Annotated in this window: 13 protein-coding genes and 2 rRNA genes (1 of these 15 running past the window's edge); 5 read left to right on the forward strand and 10 right to left on the reverse strand. The window is 44.1% G+C overall.

Annotation, left to right across the window (positions count from 1 at the left end):
- From NST79_RS01090 to NST79_RS01110, 5 genes are all read left to right on the forward strand, one after another.
- A 23S ribosomal RNA gene (locus tag NST79_RS01090) occupies positions 1-85 on the forward strand (it extends 2,843 nt beyond the left edge of the window).
- 55 nt (positions 86-140) lie between these two features.
- Positions 141-256, forward strand: a 5S ribosomal RNA gene (gene rrf / locus NST79_RS01095).
- 144 nt (positions 257-400) lie between these two features.
- On the forward strand, positions 401-553 hold the full coding sequence (locus tag NST79_RS01100) for a hypothetical protein (RefSeq protein ID WP_212059253.1): 153 nt from the start codon (positions 401-403) through the stop codon (positions 551-553).
- A gap of 473 nt (positions 554-1,026) precedes the next feature.
- Entirely contained in the window at positions 1,027-2,463 is a 1,437-nt protein-coding gene (locus tag NST79_RS01105; RefSeq protein ID WP_003234986.1) for a SulP family inorganic anion transporter, read from the forward strand.
- Between the two features lie 145 nt (positions 2,464-2,608).
- A complete protein-coding gene (locus NST79_RS01110; RefSeq protein WP_010886390.1) occupies positions 2,609-3,529 on the forward strand; it encodes a bile acid:sodium symporter family protein in 921 nt (306 codons plus the stop codon).
- 9 nt (positions 3,530-3,538) lie between these two features.
- On the opposite strand, the gene NST79_RS01115 is transcribed toward NST79_RS01110, so the two are convergent.
- From NST79_RS01115 to NST79_RS01160, 10 genes are all read right to left on the reverse strand, one after another.
- Positions 3,539-4,291 (reverse strand): alpha/beta hydrolase, encoded by a 753-nt coding sequence (locus NST79_RS01115; RefSeq protein WP_212059255.1) that lies wholly within the window; start codon positions 4,289-4,291, stop codon positions 3,539-3,541.
- Positions 4,288-5,298, reverse strand: a complete 1,011-nt coding sequence (gene feuC, locus NST79_RS01120; protein ID WP_003234980.1) for an iron ABC transporter permease FeuC — start codon at positions 5,296-5,298, stop codon at positions 4,288-4,290. The genes NST79_RS01115 and feuC overlap by 4 nt, the downstream gene beginning before the upstream one ends.
- Positions 5,291-6,295, reverse strand: a complete 1,005-nt coding sequence (locus NST79_RS01125) for an iron ABC transporter permease (RefSeq protein ID WP_212059257.1) — start codon at positions 6,293-6,295, stop codon at positions 5,291-5,293. Before NST79_RS01125 ends, feuC begins: the two co-directional genes overlap by 8 nt.
- Positions 6,296-6,313: 18 nt before the next feature.
- Positions 6,314-7,267 (reverse strand): iron ABC transporter substrate-binding protein FeuA, encoded by a 954-nt coding sequence (gene feuA, locus NST79_RS01130; protein ID WP_015252974.1) that lies wholly within the window; start codon positions 7,265-7,267, stop codon positions 6,314-6,316.
- Positions 7,268-7,357: 90 nt separating this feature from the next.
- Entirely contained in the window at positions 7,358-8,947 is a 1,590-nt protein-coding gene (gene btr, locus NST79_RS01135) for a bacillibactin transport transcriptional regulator Btr (RefSeq protein ID WP_212059265.1), read from the reverse strand.
- Between the two features lie 190 nt (positions 8,948-9,137).
- Entirely contained in the window at positions 9,138-10,382 is a 1,245-nt protein-coding gene (locus NST79_RS01140) for an exo-beta-N-acetylmuramidase NamZ domain-containing protein (protein ID WP_015252972.1), read from the reverse strand.
- Between the two features lie 13 nt (positions 10,383-10,395).
- Positions 10,396-12,324, reverse strand: a complete 1,929-nt coding sequence (gene nagZ / locus NST79_RS01145) for a glycoside hydrolase family 3 protein (protein ID WP_212059267.1) — start codon at positions 12,322-12,324, stop codon at positions 10,396-10,398.
- A 27-nt stretch (positions 12,325-12,351) separates the two neighbouring features.
- A complete protein-coding gene (gene amiE, locus NST79_RS01150; RefSeq protein ID WP_038428285.1) occupies positions 12,352-13,677 on the reverse strand; it encodes an N-acetylmuramoyl-L-alanine amidase in 1,326 nt (441 codons plus the stop codon).
- A 56-nt stretch (positions 13,678-13,733) separates the two neighbouring features.
- On the reverse strand, positions 13,734-15,101 hold the full coding sequence (locus NST79_RS01155; protein ID WP_003234968.1) for a PTS transporter subunit EIIC: 1,368 nt from the start codon (positions 15,099-15,101) through the stop codon (positions 13,734-13,736).
- 25 nt (positions 15,102-15,126) lie between these two features.
- On the reverse strand, positions 15,127-15,978 hold the full coding sequence (locus tag NST79_RS01160) for a MurR/RpiR family transcriptional regulator (RefSeq protein WP_015252968.1): 852 nt from the start codon (positions 15,976-15,978) through the stop codon (positions 15,127-15,129).
- Positions 15,979-15,986: the final 8 nt, after the last annotated feature.

The following is a 15,986-nucleotide window of genomic DNA, read 5'->3' on the forward strand; positions in this document are numbered from 1 at the left end:
AAAGATGATCAGGTTGATAGGTCTGAGGTGGAAGTGTGGCGACACATGGAGCTGACAGATACTAATCGATCGAGGACTTAACCATATTTTTGAATGATGTCACACCTGTTATCTAGTTTTGAGAGAACACTCTCAATTTGTTTGGTGGCGATAGCGAAGAGGTCACACCCGTTCCCATACCGAACACGGAAGTTAAGCTCTTCAGCGCCGATGGTAGTCGGGGGTTTCCCCCTGTGAGAGTAGGACGCCGCCAAGCAAGCTTAAACCCAGCTCATTGAGCTGGGTTTTTTGTTTTATATCTGTGCCGATTTGCTTTCGTCAGTATCCATTTTATCAAGCTTCTGCTTTTTAAAGTTTTCTAATACTTTTGAATTCCAATACAATCCCTAGCATGATCAACATGAGAGTCATAAATAATCAAAATGCAGTTTGTACGGGAGACTCATCCAGACTCCATCCGACTGCGATTGGCAGGATAGAGCCGCCAATCCATTGGCAGCGAACAGCAAGCTTGTCGTTTGTTCTGTTTTTCCATGATAAAATTGATTGGTGACAATAAAATAATGGCGAACATGCCGGCCATAAATAAGTCCTAAGAAAAAACTAAGAATAATCCCTGCAAAAGCTGTTTTATTGATTGCCAAAATACAGAGTTAAATGAGGCCGCTCATATTTATCAGCCTGAGATAATGATGATAGGTTATTTTTTCGGAAACCGGCTCGGGTTGCCAAATGAGAGAAAAGATATTACTGTCATTAAAACGATTCTTGGTTTCATCCGGATATGATAAAATGTCTCAGACTATATTTGAGCCATTTTTTTCTTCAGCAATCATCTTGCGTAATTGATAAAAATTTATTATGATACTCTTTGTATGACAACTCCTTGCCTCAATACAATATACTCAACGTTTCCCCGTTTTCTCCGGTCGTTTTTCTTTTCATTTTCTCCCGTAAAATAAAAAAAGCTCCCAATACAATAGATATGGTGCGGATTTATTTTTTACTAAAAAGGAGTCGTTATATTTGAATAATAGTTTTACATTAAAACAGCAATGGTTCGGGAATATCCGAAAAGACATTCTTGCTGGCATTTTAGTTGCGTTAGCGTTAATACCTGAAGCGATTGGCTTTTCTATTATAGCCGGTGTGGATCCGATGGTCGGTCTTTATGCGTCATTTTGCATAGCCATTATTATTTCAATTTTTGGCGGCAGACCTGGTATGATTTCAGCTGCGACAGGCTCAATGGCAGTTGTTATGGTGTCGCTGGTTGCTGATCATGGGCTTCAGTATTTATTTGCAGCTACGATTTTGACTGGCATTATTCAAGTGATTTTAGGTATCAGTAAAATTGCAAGATTAATGAAATTCATCCCGCGTTCTGTGATGATCGGGTTTGTGAATGCGCTGGCGATCCTTATCTTCTCTGCGCAGCTTCCCCAGTTTGAAGGTGCTTCTTGGAGCATGTATGCGATGCTTGCCGGGTCGTTGGTTATTATTTATGTGCTGCCAAGGTTTACGACTGCTGTTCCGTCTCCGCTTGTGGCGATTATTGTGATGACAATTATTGCGGTCACTTTCCATGTGGATGTGCGGACGGTTGGTGATATGGGCAATATTTCTAGTTCATTGCCTCATTTCTTAATCCCTGATGTTCCGTTTACCTTTGAAACACTGCAAATTATTTTTCCTTATTCAATTGCTTTAGCGTTTGTCGGGTTGCTTGAATCTTTGCTGACAGCACAGATTATTGATGAAATGACGGATACGGATAGTGATAAAAATAAAGAGAGCCGCGGACAGGGAATTGCGAATATCGTGACTGGATTCTTTGGCGGAATGGCAGGCTGCGCTATGATCGGACAATCTGTCATTAATACAAAAGCGGGCGGTCGCGGACGTTTGTCAGCATTTGTTGCCGGTGCTTTTCTGATGTTTTTAATTGCGGTGTTAAGTCATGTCGTGGTGAAAATCCCAATGGCGGCGTTAGTAGCTGTAATGGTTATGGTGTCTGTCGGCACTTTTGATTGGTCTTCTTTAAAAGGTCTCAAAAAAGCGCCGCTCACGGACTCGATTGTCATGGTTGTGACTGTGGTTACGGTTGTTGTGACGGATGACTTATCTAAGGGTGTATTTGTCGGTGTTCTTTTAAGTGCCGTGTTCTTTGTAGCAAAAATCTCGAAGCTGAAAATCGTTTCTCATGCAGAGGATCAAAAGCTTAGAACGTATCAAGTGAAGGGGCAAATCTTTTTTGCGTCAGTGACTGATCTTACGAATGCGTTTATATATCAAGAGGATATTGAGCGGGTTGTGATTGACTTAACTGAAGCTCACGTATGGGACGATTCTGGTGCGGCCGCACTTGATAAGATTGTTGCGAAGTTTAAGGAACAAGGCATTGAAGCTGAGTTAAAAGGTTTGAATAAAGCGAGTAAATCTCTAATGAAACAGATGGCATAAAATAGAGAAGCCCAGATGAATGAGATCTGGGCTTTTTTATATAACATACACTTAAGCAGCATTGATATAATAGAGAGAAGAGAAATTTTAAATAGGGGACTTGCATATGATGCTTCAGAAGCTGAACCGTGTATTGGGGAGAGTGATGCCGCTGTTAACGCCGACTAGTGTGGTGCTGGGCGTGCTGCTGTCTCAGTTTTTAAATGGGTATGAATGGGCTGTGCCTTGGATCTTTGCTTTTATTACGTTTGCAGGCAGTTTGAGCGCGAACTTTCAATCTTTGAGACATGCATTGTCTCATCCTCTCCCTATGATTCTTGCACTATTCGTTCTTCATATTTTCATGCCGCTTTTTGCTTGGGGCAGCGGCCATCTTATATTTAAAGGTGATCCTTTGACGATTACCGGTTTAACATTGGCTGTTGTGATTCCTACGGGGATTACAAGCTTGATTTGGGCAGCGATGTACAAAGGGAATGTCGGTTTGACACTTTCGATTATTTTAGTTGATACTGTGCTGTCACCGCTAATCGTACCGCTGAGTCTTTCATTGCTGGCCGGCGCTCAGGTTCACATGGATGTGTGGGGAATGATGAAAGGTCTGATTGTAATGGTCGTGATTCCTTCTTTTTTGGGCATGCTGTTTAATCAGATGTCATCTCCAGAAAGAACTGCGTTTGTGAGCAGTGCGCTGTCGCCTTTTTCAAAGCTTTGCTTGATGGCAGTGATTGCGATTAACAGTTCAGCGATTGCTCCTTATTTCAAATCCATTGATTTGAGATTTGCAGGAATAGCTGTAACGGTATTCTTTATCGCGTTAACAGGCTATGCCGCTGCTTGGCTGATCGGAAAAATGATGAAAAGGCGGCAAGAGGAAATAGTCTCTCTTATATTTACGGGAGGCATGAGGAATATTAGTGCCGGCGCAGTTCTTGCCGTTACGTTCTTCCCGTCTCAGGTTGCCGTTCCTGTTGTGATCGGCATGCTGTTTCAGCAGATATTGGCTGCTTTGTTTGGCTATATGCTGAATCGTTTTGAATTAAAACCAATGTTGCAGAAAGCATAAAAAAACCGCTCATAGGGTTGAGCGGTTTTTTCCGTATAGCCATTCGAGCGCGTTGATGAACTGTTTGCAGAAATACTTGTGGTGGTGCACCGCTCCTTTTTCAATTGAAAGACACAACTGGTCTTCAGTGAAGCCTTTTTCTTTTAGACTTTGATGAACTTGCTTTGTTTTTTTCAGCATATGTCGCTGAATGGATTGTTTTTCACGGCCTTCTTCACTCCCGATAGACATGAAAACACGTGCAGTGCCGGGCTTTAAAGAAGATATATGAATGGTTTCCGCTGCGTTCTCGTACCAGTATGAACCTGATATAGAGCCTATTTTCCCGAACATTGACGGATATTTTAATATGGCGAACATTGAGATGAGGCCGCCTAATGAGGCACCGATCATTCCTCTTGACTGCGGTTCCCTGGTGACGTTCCAGTTTTCTTCGATTAGCGGAATGAACTGGTTCGTTATATCAGACAGATAGTGATATCCCATTCCGCCGAAGTCCGTGAACCGATCACTGAGTGATGCAGCCGGCCAAGGTGTGTATTCATTTAGCCGGTTTTCGGGTTCGATACCAATTAGCACGAGTTCAGGGAGCCTTTGCTGTTGATATGCGCTTTCTAATAATTCGATTTGGTTTTGGAACAAAGAACTGCCATCCTGCACGTAAACAGCAGGAAATCCCCCGCTGTCTGTGCTGTAGGAAGGAGGGAGGTACAGCGTGAACCTCCTGTTGCCGGCTTTGTGTTCTGAAAGAGATCCTTTCAAGCATTCTCCCCCTTTTTTTGCTTGAAAAGCAGATATAAGAAATAAGGAACTCCGAGGATCGCCAAAATGATGCCTGCGGGCACTTCTGCGGGCTGAAAAAACAGTTTTCCAGCAAAGTCTGCGCTTATCACAAGAAGCATCCCGATTAAACCGCTCAGTGGCAGGATATAGCGATGTTCGACGCCAGCCAGTCTCCGTGAGATATGGGGAGCAATTAAGCCGACAAACGCCATGCTTCCCGCTACGGAGACACAGGCGCTGATGATTGCTACACAGGCAACGAGCAGGATGGTTTTTTCTTTATTTGATGAAATGCCGAGGCTTCTGACTGTGTCTTCATCAAAACGAATGGTGTCGAGCAGACGGGATTTGCCGATAAGAATCGGTATAAACAGCAGCATCCATGGGAGAACGGCTGTGATATACGTCCAGTTGGCAGACCAGATGCTTCCGTTTTTCCACACCATGGCCATTTGATAGTCTTGCGGGTCCATTTTTAAAGATAAAAACAAAGACAGTGCGCTGAATCCTGAATTGATCGCAATCCCTACCAGAATAATTCTTCCTGAATCTAAATTGCCTCTGTGCCATGCAAATATGTAAATCAGGATCGCCGCGATGAGCCCGCCTATCAATCCAAAGAGCGGCATTCCCATCGCTGCAGCTATGGATGTCACTTCCTTCTGGCCTTGGAATAAGAGCATAAACGCTACAATGCCGGCTCCCGCCCCTGCGTTGATTCCGAGAATTCCAGGGTCAGCAAGCCCGTTTCTCGTGATGGCTTGGATAACAGCGCCTGCAATGCCAAGACCGAGTCCAATAATAGCAGCCATGACAACCCGCGGCAGTCTTAAATCGAACAGCAAAATTTCATACTGCGGATTCGGGTCGATTTGAAAAAGAGTGGAGAGCAGCTCAGCAGGACGAACAGAAAATGATCCGCTCGTTAAGCTGAAATAGCTGACAACAAGAATCAAAGCGATGAACAATGCATATTTTTTAGCCATTTTGCTCCCCTCCTTTTCGTTTAATTAAATAAAGGAAGAAAGGTACGCCGATAATGGATGTTACGACCTCAATCGGTGTTTCAAACGGATAGTTGATAAATCTGCTTGCGAGATCACACAAGGTTAAAAAGATTCCGCCCAAAATACAGGAACACGGAATCAGCCTGCTGTAATCAGAGCCGACGAGAAATCTCGTGATATGCGGAACAACCAACCCGACAAACGCAATTTTTCCGGCCAGCGCTACGGCACTGCCGGTTAAAATGATGACGGAAAGCATCGCCATGATTTTAATGTTTTTTTTCTTTTGCCCCAGGCTTTTAGAAATGTCGTCCCCTAATGATACAGCGGTTACCTTTTTGCTGAGAGAAATGGCCATTATAATGCCAATCAGGAAAAACGGAGCGGCAAGCTTCAGGAAATCTGGACTCATTTGATGAAGTCTGGCACTGTACCAGAAACTGAGATCCTGAGAAATTTGAAAATAAATCGACATGGCCGCTGATAAGCTGCTGAGCAGCATGCTTGTGACTGTGCCGATGATGGCGAGCTGCACGGGGGTAAATCCGTTTGGCATCATGGCGGCAAGGCCGAATACTAACACCGCTCCTAACGCTGAGCCGATAAAAGAGTATATCATCATTTCAATCGAAGATGATTGCGGGAGCAGAACCATGCAAAGCGTAATGATAAACGCTGAACCATCTGAAACACCCATAATGGATGGCGAAGCTAAATAATTGCGCGTAATGCCCTGCATAAGCGCTCCAGAAACAGCAAGGGCTGCCCCTATGAGCAGAGCGCCGGCAGCCCTTGGAATCCGGGAATGCCATATAATTTGATGGTCTGTGTTTCCCGGATCGAAATGAATAAGAGATGTAAAAACAATATCTGTGCTAAGATGCTTTGCCCCATAAAGGATTGAAAGTAAAAGTGACAGCGCTATAGCAAATGGAGAAGTAATCAATATGATACGTGTCCACTGTTTTGAATACATACAAAAACCTACTCTGAATTAGTTTTGTGTCAATTTTTCAGCAGCCGCTTTCAGGAAACGGACTTTGCTCCAAGCTGTGCCGCCTTGTGCGAGAGGGTCCACTGAGTTGACATACACATGGTCTTCTTTGACTGCTTTCAGGCTTTTCCAGATTGGATTTTTCTCTAAATCTTTTAAGGCATCAGGTTTGTCTGCATTTTCATCATCAGAAAATTGGACGAAAATATGGTCCGGGTTCATTTCACTTAATTTTTCTAATGAAATCAGCTCTTGCGCTTTTGCAGCTTTTACTTCGTTCGGCGCCTTAAGGCCTAAATCACCGTATAGTGTGGAGTTGAAATACACCTGTTCAGGGTAAATGTAAATGTTGCCTTGTCTGATTCTGATGACAAGCGCTTTTGAATCTTTCGCTTTATCGTTGATTTTTGTTTTTGTTTCTTTTAGATCCTGTTCATAGTCTGCAATAATTTTCTTTGCTTTTTTCTCTTTTCCAGTCAGCTGGGCAAGCAGCATCATGTTTTCCTTCCAGTTTGAAGAGATATGAGAAACTGGGATCGTCGTGCCTGCTGTGCTGATTTTTTGCAGCGTTTTTTCCGGAAACTTTGTTGAAGCAAGGATAACATCTGGCTTCATTTCAAGAATCTTTTCAATATTTGGCTCCATTTTTTCTCCGGTTGGTTCGGCTTTATCAGTGATGTCTTTGAACATATCAGGGAATTTGCCGGAGAATGAAATTGCGCCTTGCGGATGAACGTCAAGCAATTTCGCGTCTTCCATTGATTCAACGCTTCCCGTAATGGCAATTTTGTTTGTCGGTACAGTTACTTCATATGTTTTATCAAGGTATTCAATTTTCTTCTTCTCAGATGCTGTGCCGCTTGCCTTGCTGGCAGTTGATTCATTTTTGCTGCCGCAAGCTGCCGCTGTCAGCGCGAGAAGCAAGATTAATAAGGTAAGAGATATCTTTTTCATCTATAGAGCCTCCTGTTCAATTGATAACTATTATCAATTGGAATTATAGAGAATGAACAGATATAACACCATGGACAAATTCCTGATTTATCATGGACAATCTCCGGATAGTAAAGAAACAGTTTGCTGAACGATGCGTTCGTGCCCGCAAGCTGAGTATTCATTCCACGGATCAAGGGATAGAAGATAAACACGGTTATTCCGTACCGCGCTTAGGTTTTGCCATGCTTCTGTCTGCTGTAATTGCTGGTAGTAAGCTATGGTCTCCGGCTCTTTAAAAAGAAAAAGCATCATACAGTCAGCTTGGTAATTTGCGATATTTTCTAACGAAATCGCTTGTTCTGAAGGTGTGTCAGCCGTTGTTGCCGAGCTGAATCCTAAATCCCCAAAGAAAACTTCGCGGACACTTCGGTTATGTGCCAGATAGAAGTTTTGCTTATGCAGCCTCAAAAAGAGAAAACGCAGCCCTTGAACGTGCTGAAGTGTTTTTTTGGCGGCTGTTGTCTGCTGGTCATAATCCGCTAGCCACTTTTCTGCTTCGGACTCTTCCTTTAAAAATGAGGCAGTTTGCAGAAAGTGGGTTCTCCAGCTTTCTTCTGAAGGAAGGTACATGACTTCTGTGATGCGATTCAGGCGATCTTGTTCTTCTGGAGAAATAGAATCCATGCTGACAATCACATCTGGTTCTGCCTGTGATAACGTGTACAGGTTTTCTTCCCACTTTTCATTAAACCGGTATGCACTAAGCTGGACGGGTATATCTGTCGAATAATGCTGATAGTAGTAAGACGTCCATTTCGGATGCAGAGCGGCCGCAAAAGGTATGTGGTGAAGAGGGATGAGATGGCCCATTGTGCCCCTTCCGTATGCGGCGATTTTCTTTCGGCGTTTTTTCATATAGCTTGTAGGTGAACAGCCTGTATATTTTTTGAAGATTCTGCTGAAATAAAATTCATCTTGATAACCGGTTAGGTGTGCGATTTCTTTCAATTTGCAGTTTGATTTTGCCATGAGCCGTTTTGCCTTTGTGATTCGTGTTTTCGTAATAAATTCTGTTACGCTCTGTCCTGTCCATTTTTTAAAGCTTTCACTGTAGTGTTTGGCACTGATTCCTGCCATTTGCGACAGCTGGGCAAGCGTGATTTTTGTATCGGCATGTGTTTCGATATAGTGTTTTGTTTTTTCGATTGCTGAATGTGTATCCGTTTGATCAGATAAACTGGCAGTAAAAAGATCATAAATCAGGCTTTGTACTTCAATCACACATTTTAGCTGAGAAAGCTGAGACGATTCATTCCATAGTGCGGCAAGCTCTTGAAGCCGGACTGCAAGATTTTCGATATGTGAAACATTCATAAGCTTCAGTTTGGCTAATTCCGATTCTGTGCACGGTGTGTAAATATCTTGGCCGGCTTCCTTGATATAGCTTTGAAGCCTGATCAGACAGGCATCTATATGTCCATCGGCTGCTGGCATAAAGCCAAAGGTCTCGTTAGGCGGACAAACATAAAGTGTCTTTTTTTGCAGAGGATTGGTGTTTGTTCCGATCGAAATATAGCCGTTTCCTTTTAAATGAAAAATCAGCACGAATGAATCGGCTAATTGCTGTTCTGAGAAGAGATCACTTGTCTTTTTTAGATATTCAATTTGTATCGGTTGATAAATCACTGCATTTTGCACGAGTAGACCACCTTTTCAGAAGCTTTCAATTGATAATCATTTTCAATAAAAATTGTACCAAATAAATGAAAGTTTTCCTATATAAAGCGGGTGGGTTTTTAGCATGAAAAAAACCCTTACTTATGTGTAAAAGTAAGGGTCTTTCGTTCAGTAAGAATATGTTACACGTGTAACATACGATGCTTACGTTCTAATAAATGAGATATTTTTTTCTTGTTTTGCTGAATTGTTGGAGTGTTTTTTCATAGCTGTTTATGATGCCCTCAACCGAAGTTCCATTTTCAATTTTTGTCCTGATCCAGCCGTTGCCTGCCAGTTTATCGAATGAACCTGTTGACAGGAACTCAAAATCCTCAGGATAGAGATCGTGTATGGTTTTAATGACTGAAAGACCCGTTTTAACGGCTTCAAACTTATCTCTGTCTGTCACATAGAGCTGCACACCGTGGCAAAGCGTTCCTTGATGTTTAGAAAACGTCGGTGTGAAGGATGCTGCCCTAAATGTTACGCCCGGCAAATGGAGGCTGTTTAATGTTTCTTCAAGTTCTGTGCTTTTGATAAAGGGAGCTCCGATCAATTCGAATGGCTTTGTTGTCCCTCGCCCTTCGGATATATTTGTTCCTTCAATCAGCCCGGTTGCAGGATAAACAAATGTGCTTTCCACCGTCGGCATGTTAGGCGAAGGGAGGACGAAAGGCAATCGGGTATCGTCAAAATCCATTTTTCGTTTCCAGTGTTTCATTTTTACCACTGTAAGATCGGCATCAATATCAAATTCTTTGTTGAACAGTAAAGCCAATTCGCCTATCGTCATCCCATGCTTCAATGGAATGGGATACAATCCGACAAATGAGGCGTATTCAGGTTCTAAGATTGGCCCTTCAATATGATTCCCGCCTTGGGGATTCGGACGGTCTAGCACCATAAATGGAATGCCGTTTTCTTTAGCGGCTTCCATTGCGTATGCCATTGTATAAATGTACGTGTAGAAACGGGTCCCGACATCCTGAATGTCAAACATTAGAATATCGACATTTTTCAGCATTTCTGGAGTCGGTTTTTTCGTTTTTCCGTAGAGGCTGTATACGGGAACCCCGGTTTTTTCGTCAATGTAAGAGCCTACTTCGTCTCCAGCCTGGGCGTCACCTCGGACGCCGTGTTCAGGGCCGAATAAAGCTGTCAGTTTGATATCCGGGTTCTCGTAAAGGATATCGACACTGCTTTTCAGAGATGCGTTTACTCCGGTTGGATTGGTGATCAGTCCGATACGTTTTCCCTTGAGCTGTTTTTTATAGTCTGGCAAGAGCGTGTCTATCCCAGTCTGGACTTTAGGTTTTTTAGCCGTTTGATTCTTTGAATCGGGTGAAGCAGAGGCAGCGGTTATCGTTCCGAACATCATGAGCCCTGTCAGAAAAGCGAATATTGTTTTTCTCATGTGTCCCTCCTTATTAAAGCGGTCTTCCCGTTTTGATATTTAATCCGTAGCCAAATGGGTAAAGGGTGTTCCCTGGTTTCGTGACTGATGGGATGTTAACTGGAAGTGTGCCTTTAGGTTTTGCCTGGCCGAAAATCGCCATCACTCCGGCCGGAATATTAGGTTGAAGATAACGGCCATTTGCGTATCCTTTAAAGCCATAGACTGCAATCAGTGCCTTTGCTTCTTCGAAATTGGCGGCATCATATGGGTTGCGCAGGCTCATTAAGACAAATGGTTTGTTGTGCTGCAGTGCGGCTTTCATGACAGCTCTCGGAAACACGGTGGCCCATTTGCTTGAATCTGATATTGTGTCGTCGATGACACCGTCGTTGACGACAGGGTCATTTTTGACGACATAGGAGCCGGTTATGATATAATCAGCCTTTTTTACTTGTTTTGCATGCTCGGCATTAAATATTTGGTTGGCAAAATTCATTTTGTCGACAGATACGGGTTTGATTTTCTTTCGCTTGATGAGATCGTGAATGGTTTGTTCGATTGAAGCAGTTTGTTCTTCGTAAGGTGCCACAATTAAGATGTGGCTGCCTTTTTTAGGCTTGAACGGCAAAGTGTGCTGTTCATTTTTTAATACAGTTACTGCTTTTTCAGCTATTTTTTTCTCTGCTTTCAGGTGCTGCTTGCTTCCTACGATTTTTTGGGCTTTGGCTATTTTTTCTTTTGTACTGTCGCTGTTTCGCGCTGGATACATGCCGCGTTTTATTTTCAGGGAAATGATTCTTTCAACTGATTTGTTGATTTGTTGTTCAGGAATATCCCCGTTTTTCACGGCTTCTTTCAAAGCTTGAATAACACGTGCGAATTTCTGTTCTTCTTTCAATGAAGTGACTGAGGCTGGCATTAATGCAATATCGACACCAGCTTTTACGGCCATGACCACAGCCTCCTCCTGTCCGAAATGATCTGCAATTGCCTTCATATTGAGCGCATCGGTAACGATGACCCCATTAAAGCCCATTTCCTGACGAAGAAGACCTGTCATCACTTTTTGCGAAAGTGTAGCTGGAACCAGAATGTCCGATCCATCGAGTTTGCTTTTGTATGTGGTGTCGTCGAAGGCAGGGAATTGAACATGGGCTGTCATCACCATATCAGCACCAGCATCAATTGCTTTTTGAAAAGGATAAAGCTCGACCTCACGAAGCCGTTCTTGGCCATGGGAAACGAGCGGCAGTCCATAATGGCTGTCAACGTCCGTGTCTCCATGTCCCGGGAAATGTTTGAGGGCAGACGCGATATCCTGCCGCTGCAACCCTTTCATCGTATATAGACCGAGGCGTGATGTCAGTTCTCGATTGGAGCTGAATGACCGTACGCCGATTACAGGATTATCAGGATTATTGTTAATGTCCACGACAGGGCTGAAATCTGTATTGATGCCTAAGGCAGAGAGCTCTTTCCCGATGATGCTGCCGGTCTGATACGCATTGATTCTGCTTCTGGCTGCGCCCAGCGCCATATTCCCTGGGAAATTAGTGCCCTCCCCTAACCTCGTTACAATGCCGCCTTCCTGATCAATACTCAGCATGAGCGGGATTTTTGGACTTGCCTTTTGGTAATCGTCTGTCAGTTGGACAGTTTGTTTTGTTGTTTTTACATTTTCTGCAAAAAGGATGATGCCTCCGAATTGATATTTCTTGACGAGGCTGGCGACTTCATCATTCATTTCTGTAAGGGCTTGCGGAGAGGACTCGCCTTCCTTTTGCCAATTTCTAAAATCAGGCATCAGCATCTGGCCGAGTTTTTCATCTAACGACATACGATTGACAATCTGATTGGCATCGATTGCACGTTTGGATGCAGAGGCTTCTGTCTGTCTGGCCCCGAAAAAGCATGAAAGAAAGAGAACGGCTGAAAGGATAAGCGGAAAGACAGGTCTCATAGAAACTTCCTCCTATCGTCTAATCATTCACTCCATCGCTTCATAAATCGCGGTTATGACACTTCCATAACTGCCTGTTGCAAATTGATCACCCTCAAAGACGTTTGGATTTTCTTCCGGATCAATAACTGGTGTATGCTTTTTATTTGTTAACAATGCGATGCCTAAATTGTATGCTGGATCAATAATTGTAACTGTCCCCGTCCAGCCGGTATGCCCGTAAGCATTTTCACTGGCATGAGGGCCAAACATCCATTCCATGCTTTTACTTCCGTTCCGCCTCCAGCCAAGAGCGAATGTCAGATCTGTTGCTGAAGGTGCTGTAAACAGGTCGGCTGTTTTCTGATCAAATAAAGAAATGTTTCGATATGAACCTTTGTTTAACATGACTTGCAGCAGTATGGCCATATCATCTGCATTTGAGAACAATCCGGCATGCCCAGACACGCCACCCATTGAGTAAAACGCTTTTTCGTCATGCACCTCTCCTTGCAGCGTGTTTGTGCGGATGTTAGGGAATTGAATAACGCCGTCACGTGTATTGCCCATTCGTTCAGTAGCTGCGAACTGTTTCGGTTTAAAGCCCTTTTGCAGCGGATTGTACAAGGTATGCTTCAGCCTGAGCGGTTTGTAGAGCTCTTGCTCCGTGTAGACATCAAGCGGTTTGCCAGTGAGTTTTTCGACAATACACCCAAGTAGCATATATCCAATGTCACTGTATACGTGCTTTGTCCCGGTTTGATAATCGAGCGGAATTTTCGTCAAATATTCAATCGTTTTGTCCCGTTCCTGGGAATAGTACTTGCCGGCTTTTTCCGGCGTGTAAAAGTAAAAACTTGATGGGAGCCCTGATTGGTGCTGGAGGACATCGATGACACGTATCTTGTCTTTTCCTTTTATGTGGTCACCCGGCTGATCCTTGAAACCCGGCAAATATGCAGAAACTTTTTCATAGACGTCAAGTTTTCCTTGGCTGACTAAGCGCTGCAATGCAAAATTTGTTGCGTACATTTTTGTATTTGAGGCTAAGTCAAACATCGTGCGGGTTTTCATTTTGGCCGGACGGCGCAGCAGTTCTGATCCTTCGTACTTTTTACTGTAGCCGTATGCTGCTTTTTTTATGATGCGTCCATCCTTCACCACCACAAGAACGGCGCCTGGAAATCCTGCTGCAATATCCCGTTCTATCATCTGATCTACCTTCCTTAGCTTCTTCGTCGAGAATTGTGCAGTTTCTGCATTTATGATTTTCGGCTCAATCAAGTTGTCTGCTGTTTGTGCGAAGGTTTCATTTGGCGCAAATATCGATAGGGTTAAAATGGCACTGAATATGAACAGTGTCTTTGTTTTCACAGGCTAGCCCCTTTCTGTGCTTCTATCCCGTTTACTATCCCTAAAACAGAAACAATTTAATCGAACTGAGAAGCCATTTCATCTTTATATCCGAATGCATAGGTCAATAAAAAACCGGCCGCGTAGGAAATAAAGAGCCCAACGATATACAGGATGATTTGCGAAGGCAGGACTAGAAAAGAAAGCGGCAGTCCGGAGACACCAATCGCAATGGTGGCTACTTGAAAATAAGCTTGAAAGGCGCCGCCGATTCCAGCTCCTAAACATGCTGTTAAAAACGGACGGCCAAGCGGCAGCGTGACTCCGAAAATAAGCGGTTCACCAATGCCGAGCAGTCCCGATGGAAGCCCGCCGGCGATTGCTTTCCTCAGTGTTGTTTTTTTCGTCTTCACGAAAACGGCAAAGGCCGCGCCTACCTGTCCTGCACCTCCCATAGCCAAAATAGGGAGCAGAGGATCATTGCCAATTGAATTGATCAGTTCCATGTGCACAGGCGTCAAGCCTTGATGCAGTCCGGTTACGACGAGAGGAAGGAAGGTTGCGCCCAGAATAAAGCCTGCAGCGATGCCGCCGATGTCCAGGATGGACAGAAGGCCGGATGTAATGGCATCAGAAATGAATCCGCCTAAAGGCATAAATACGACATACGTTACGATTCCGGTGATTAACAGTGAAACGGTGGGTGTGACAATGATATCGAGTGATTGAGGGATAAAACGGCGAATAAATTGTTCGGTGTAAGCAATGAATATGGCTGCGAAAAGGACGCCGATCAGACCTCCCCTGCCCGGGAGAAGCTCTTCTCCAAATAAACTGATTTTTGCGATCTCCGGATTGATAATCAAGATCCCGGCCAAAGCCCCAAGTGCGGGTGTCCCGCCAAATTCTTTCGAAGCGTTAATACCGACGAGAATGCCGAGATAAGTGAACAGCCCTGATCCGATGACTGTCAGGATAATCGCAATTTGTGAGTCTGCAGAGAGCCAGCCTGCTTGAATAATTGCTTTGGTAATCCCAGTAATTAAACCGGAAGCGACTAGAGCGGGAATAAGAGGGATAAAAATGCTGGCAATTTTACGTAAGAAAAGTTTAAAAGGAGTGGCATTTTTCCGATTGATATCGGCTTTCTTTTTGGCGGCTGCTTCTTTGACATCGGCACCTTCTTCTGCTGACACGAGCTTTGAGAAAGCAGCTGTAACATGATTGACGACTCCTGTGCCGAGGATAATTTGTAAGGTTTCAGCTTCAACGACCCCCAATACGCCGTCAAGCTTTCTTAAAGCCTGAGCATCCGCTTTGCTTTCATCGTAAGGCGTAATGCGCAGGCGTGTCATGCAATGCGTATATGAAGAAATATTGGATTTTCCTCCGCATAGCTCAAGGATTTTCTGTGCGAGATGATGGTAGTTATTTTCTTTGCTCATTAAAACCCCTCCCCTTCAAGATGCCTTATTTTATTCTCATAGATTGTATGGCTGCTCTCGTTTTATCGATATAACCGGTTGTCGTTTCATACTGCTCAGCCGCCATGCCTAAAAACAAAACATCAATTATAAAAAGCTGGGCGAGGCGGGAGGAAGTGGCTGCACTTCGAATCAAGGCTTCATTGGAATGGGCTGTATACAAAGGGACATCAGCCAGTGCGGAGACGGATGTCTGACTGAATTGTGTGAGGCTGATCGTTGTGATGCCTTTTTCCTTAGCCATGGCAAACAGTTCAATGATTTCCTGTGTCTCTCCTGAAAACGAAATGGCGAATACGATGTCGTCTTTATCTGCATTTGCGATTAAAGATGCCACAAGATGAGTGTCTGTAAACGCGGTTGCTTGTTTATGAATGCGAAGCCACTTTTGCTGGGCGTCCTTGGCGACAATGCCGGAAGCCCCGAGGCCGATAAAATGCACGGTATGAGCTTTGAGAAGCAGAGAAACCGCTCGCTCAAGCTCTTTGTAGTCCATCAGGTCTGAAGTATCCTGAATGGCTTGAATGGCATTGCCGGCCGTTTTTTCGGAAATGGAGGGCAGCGGCTCGTGGGGAACAATATCCCGGTAGCCCTGAAAAGTAGGCTTTGCCAGATCGCCCGCTACTCTCATTTTTAAATCTTGAAATCCTTTTAAACCGAGTGATTTGCAGAGCCTGATGACGGCAGCGTCACTTGAATTGGCTAAGGCGCTGATTTCGTTGACCGTGCTTTCGATTGCTTTGTGGGGATGGGCTAGGATATAATCTGCAAGTTTGCGCTCGGATGGAGGGAGCTTATGCTTCATTGATTGGATGATCGCTAAACCGCCTGTGGCCATTCTAGTTC

It is taken from the genome of Bacillus sp. PS196 (assembly GCF_037963555.1).
GTDB classification, from domain to species: Bacteria; Bacillota; Bacilli; order Bacillales; family Bacillaceae; genus Bacillus; species Bacillus subtilis.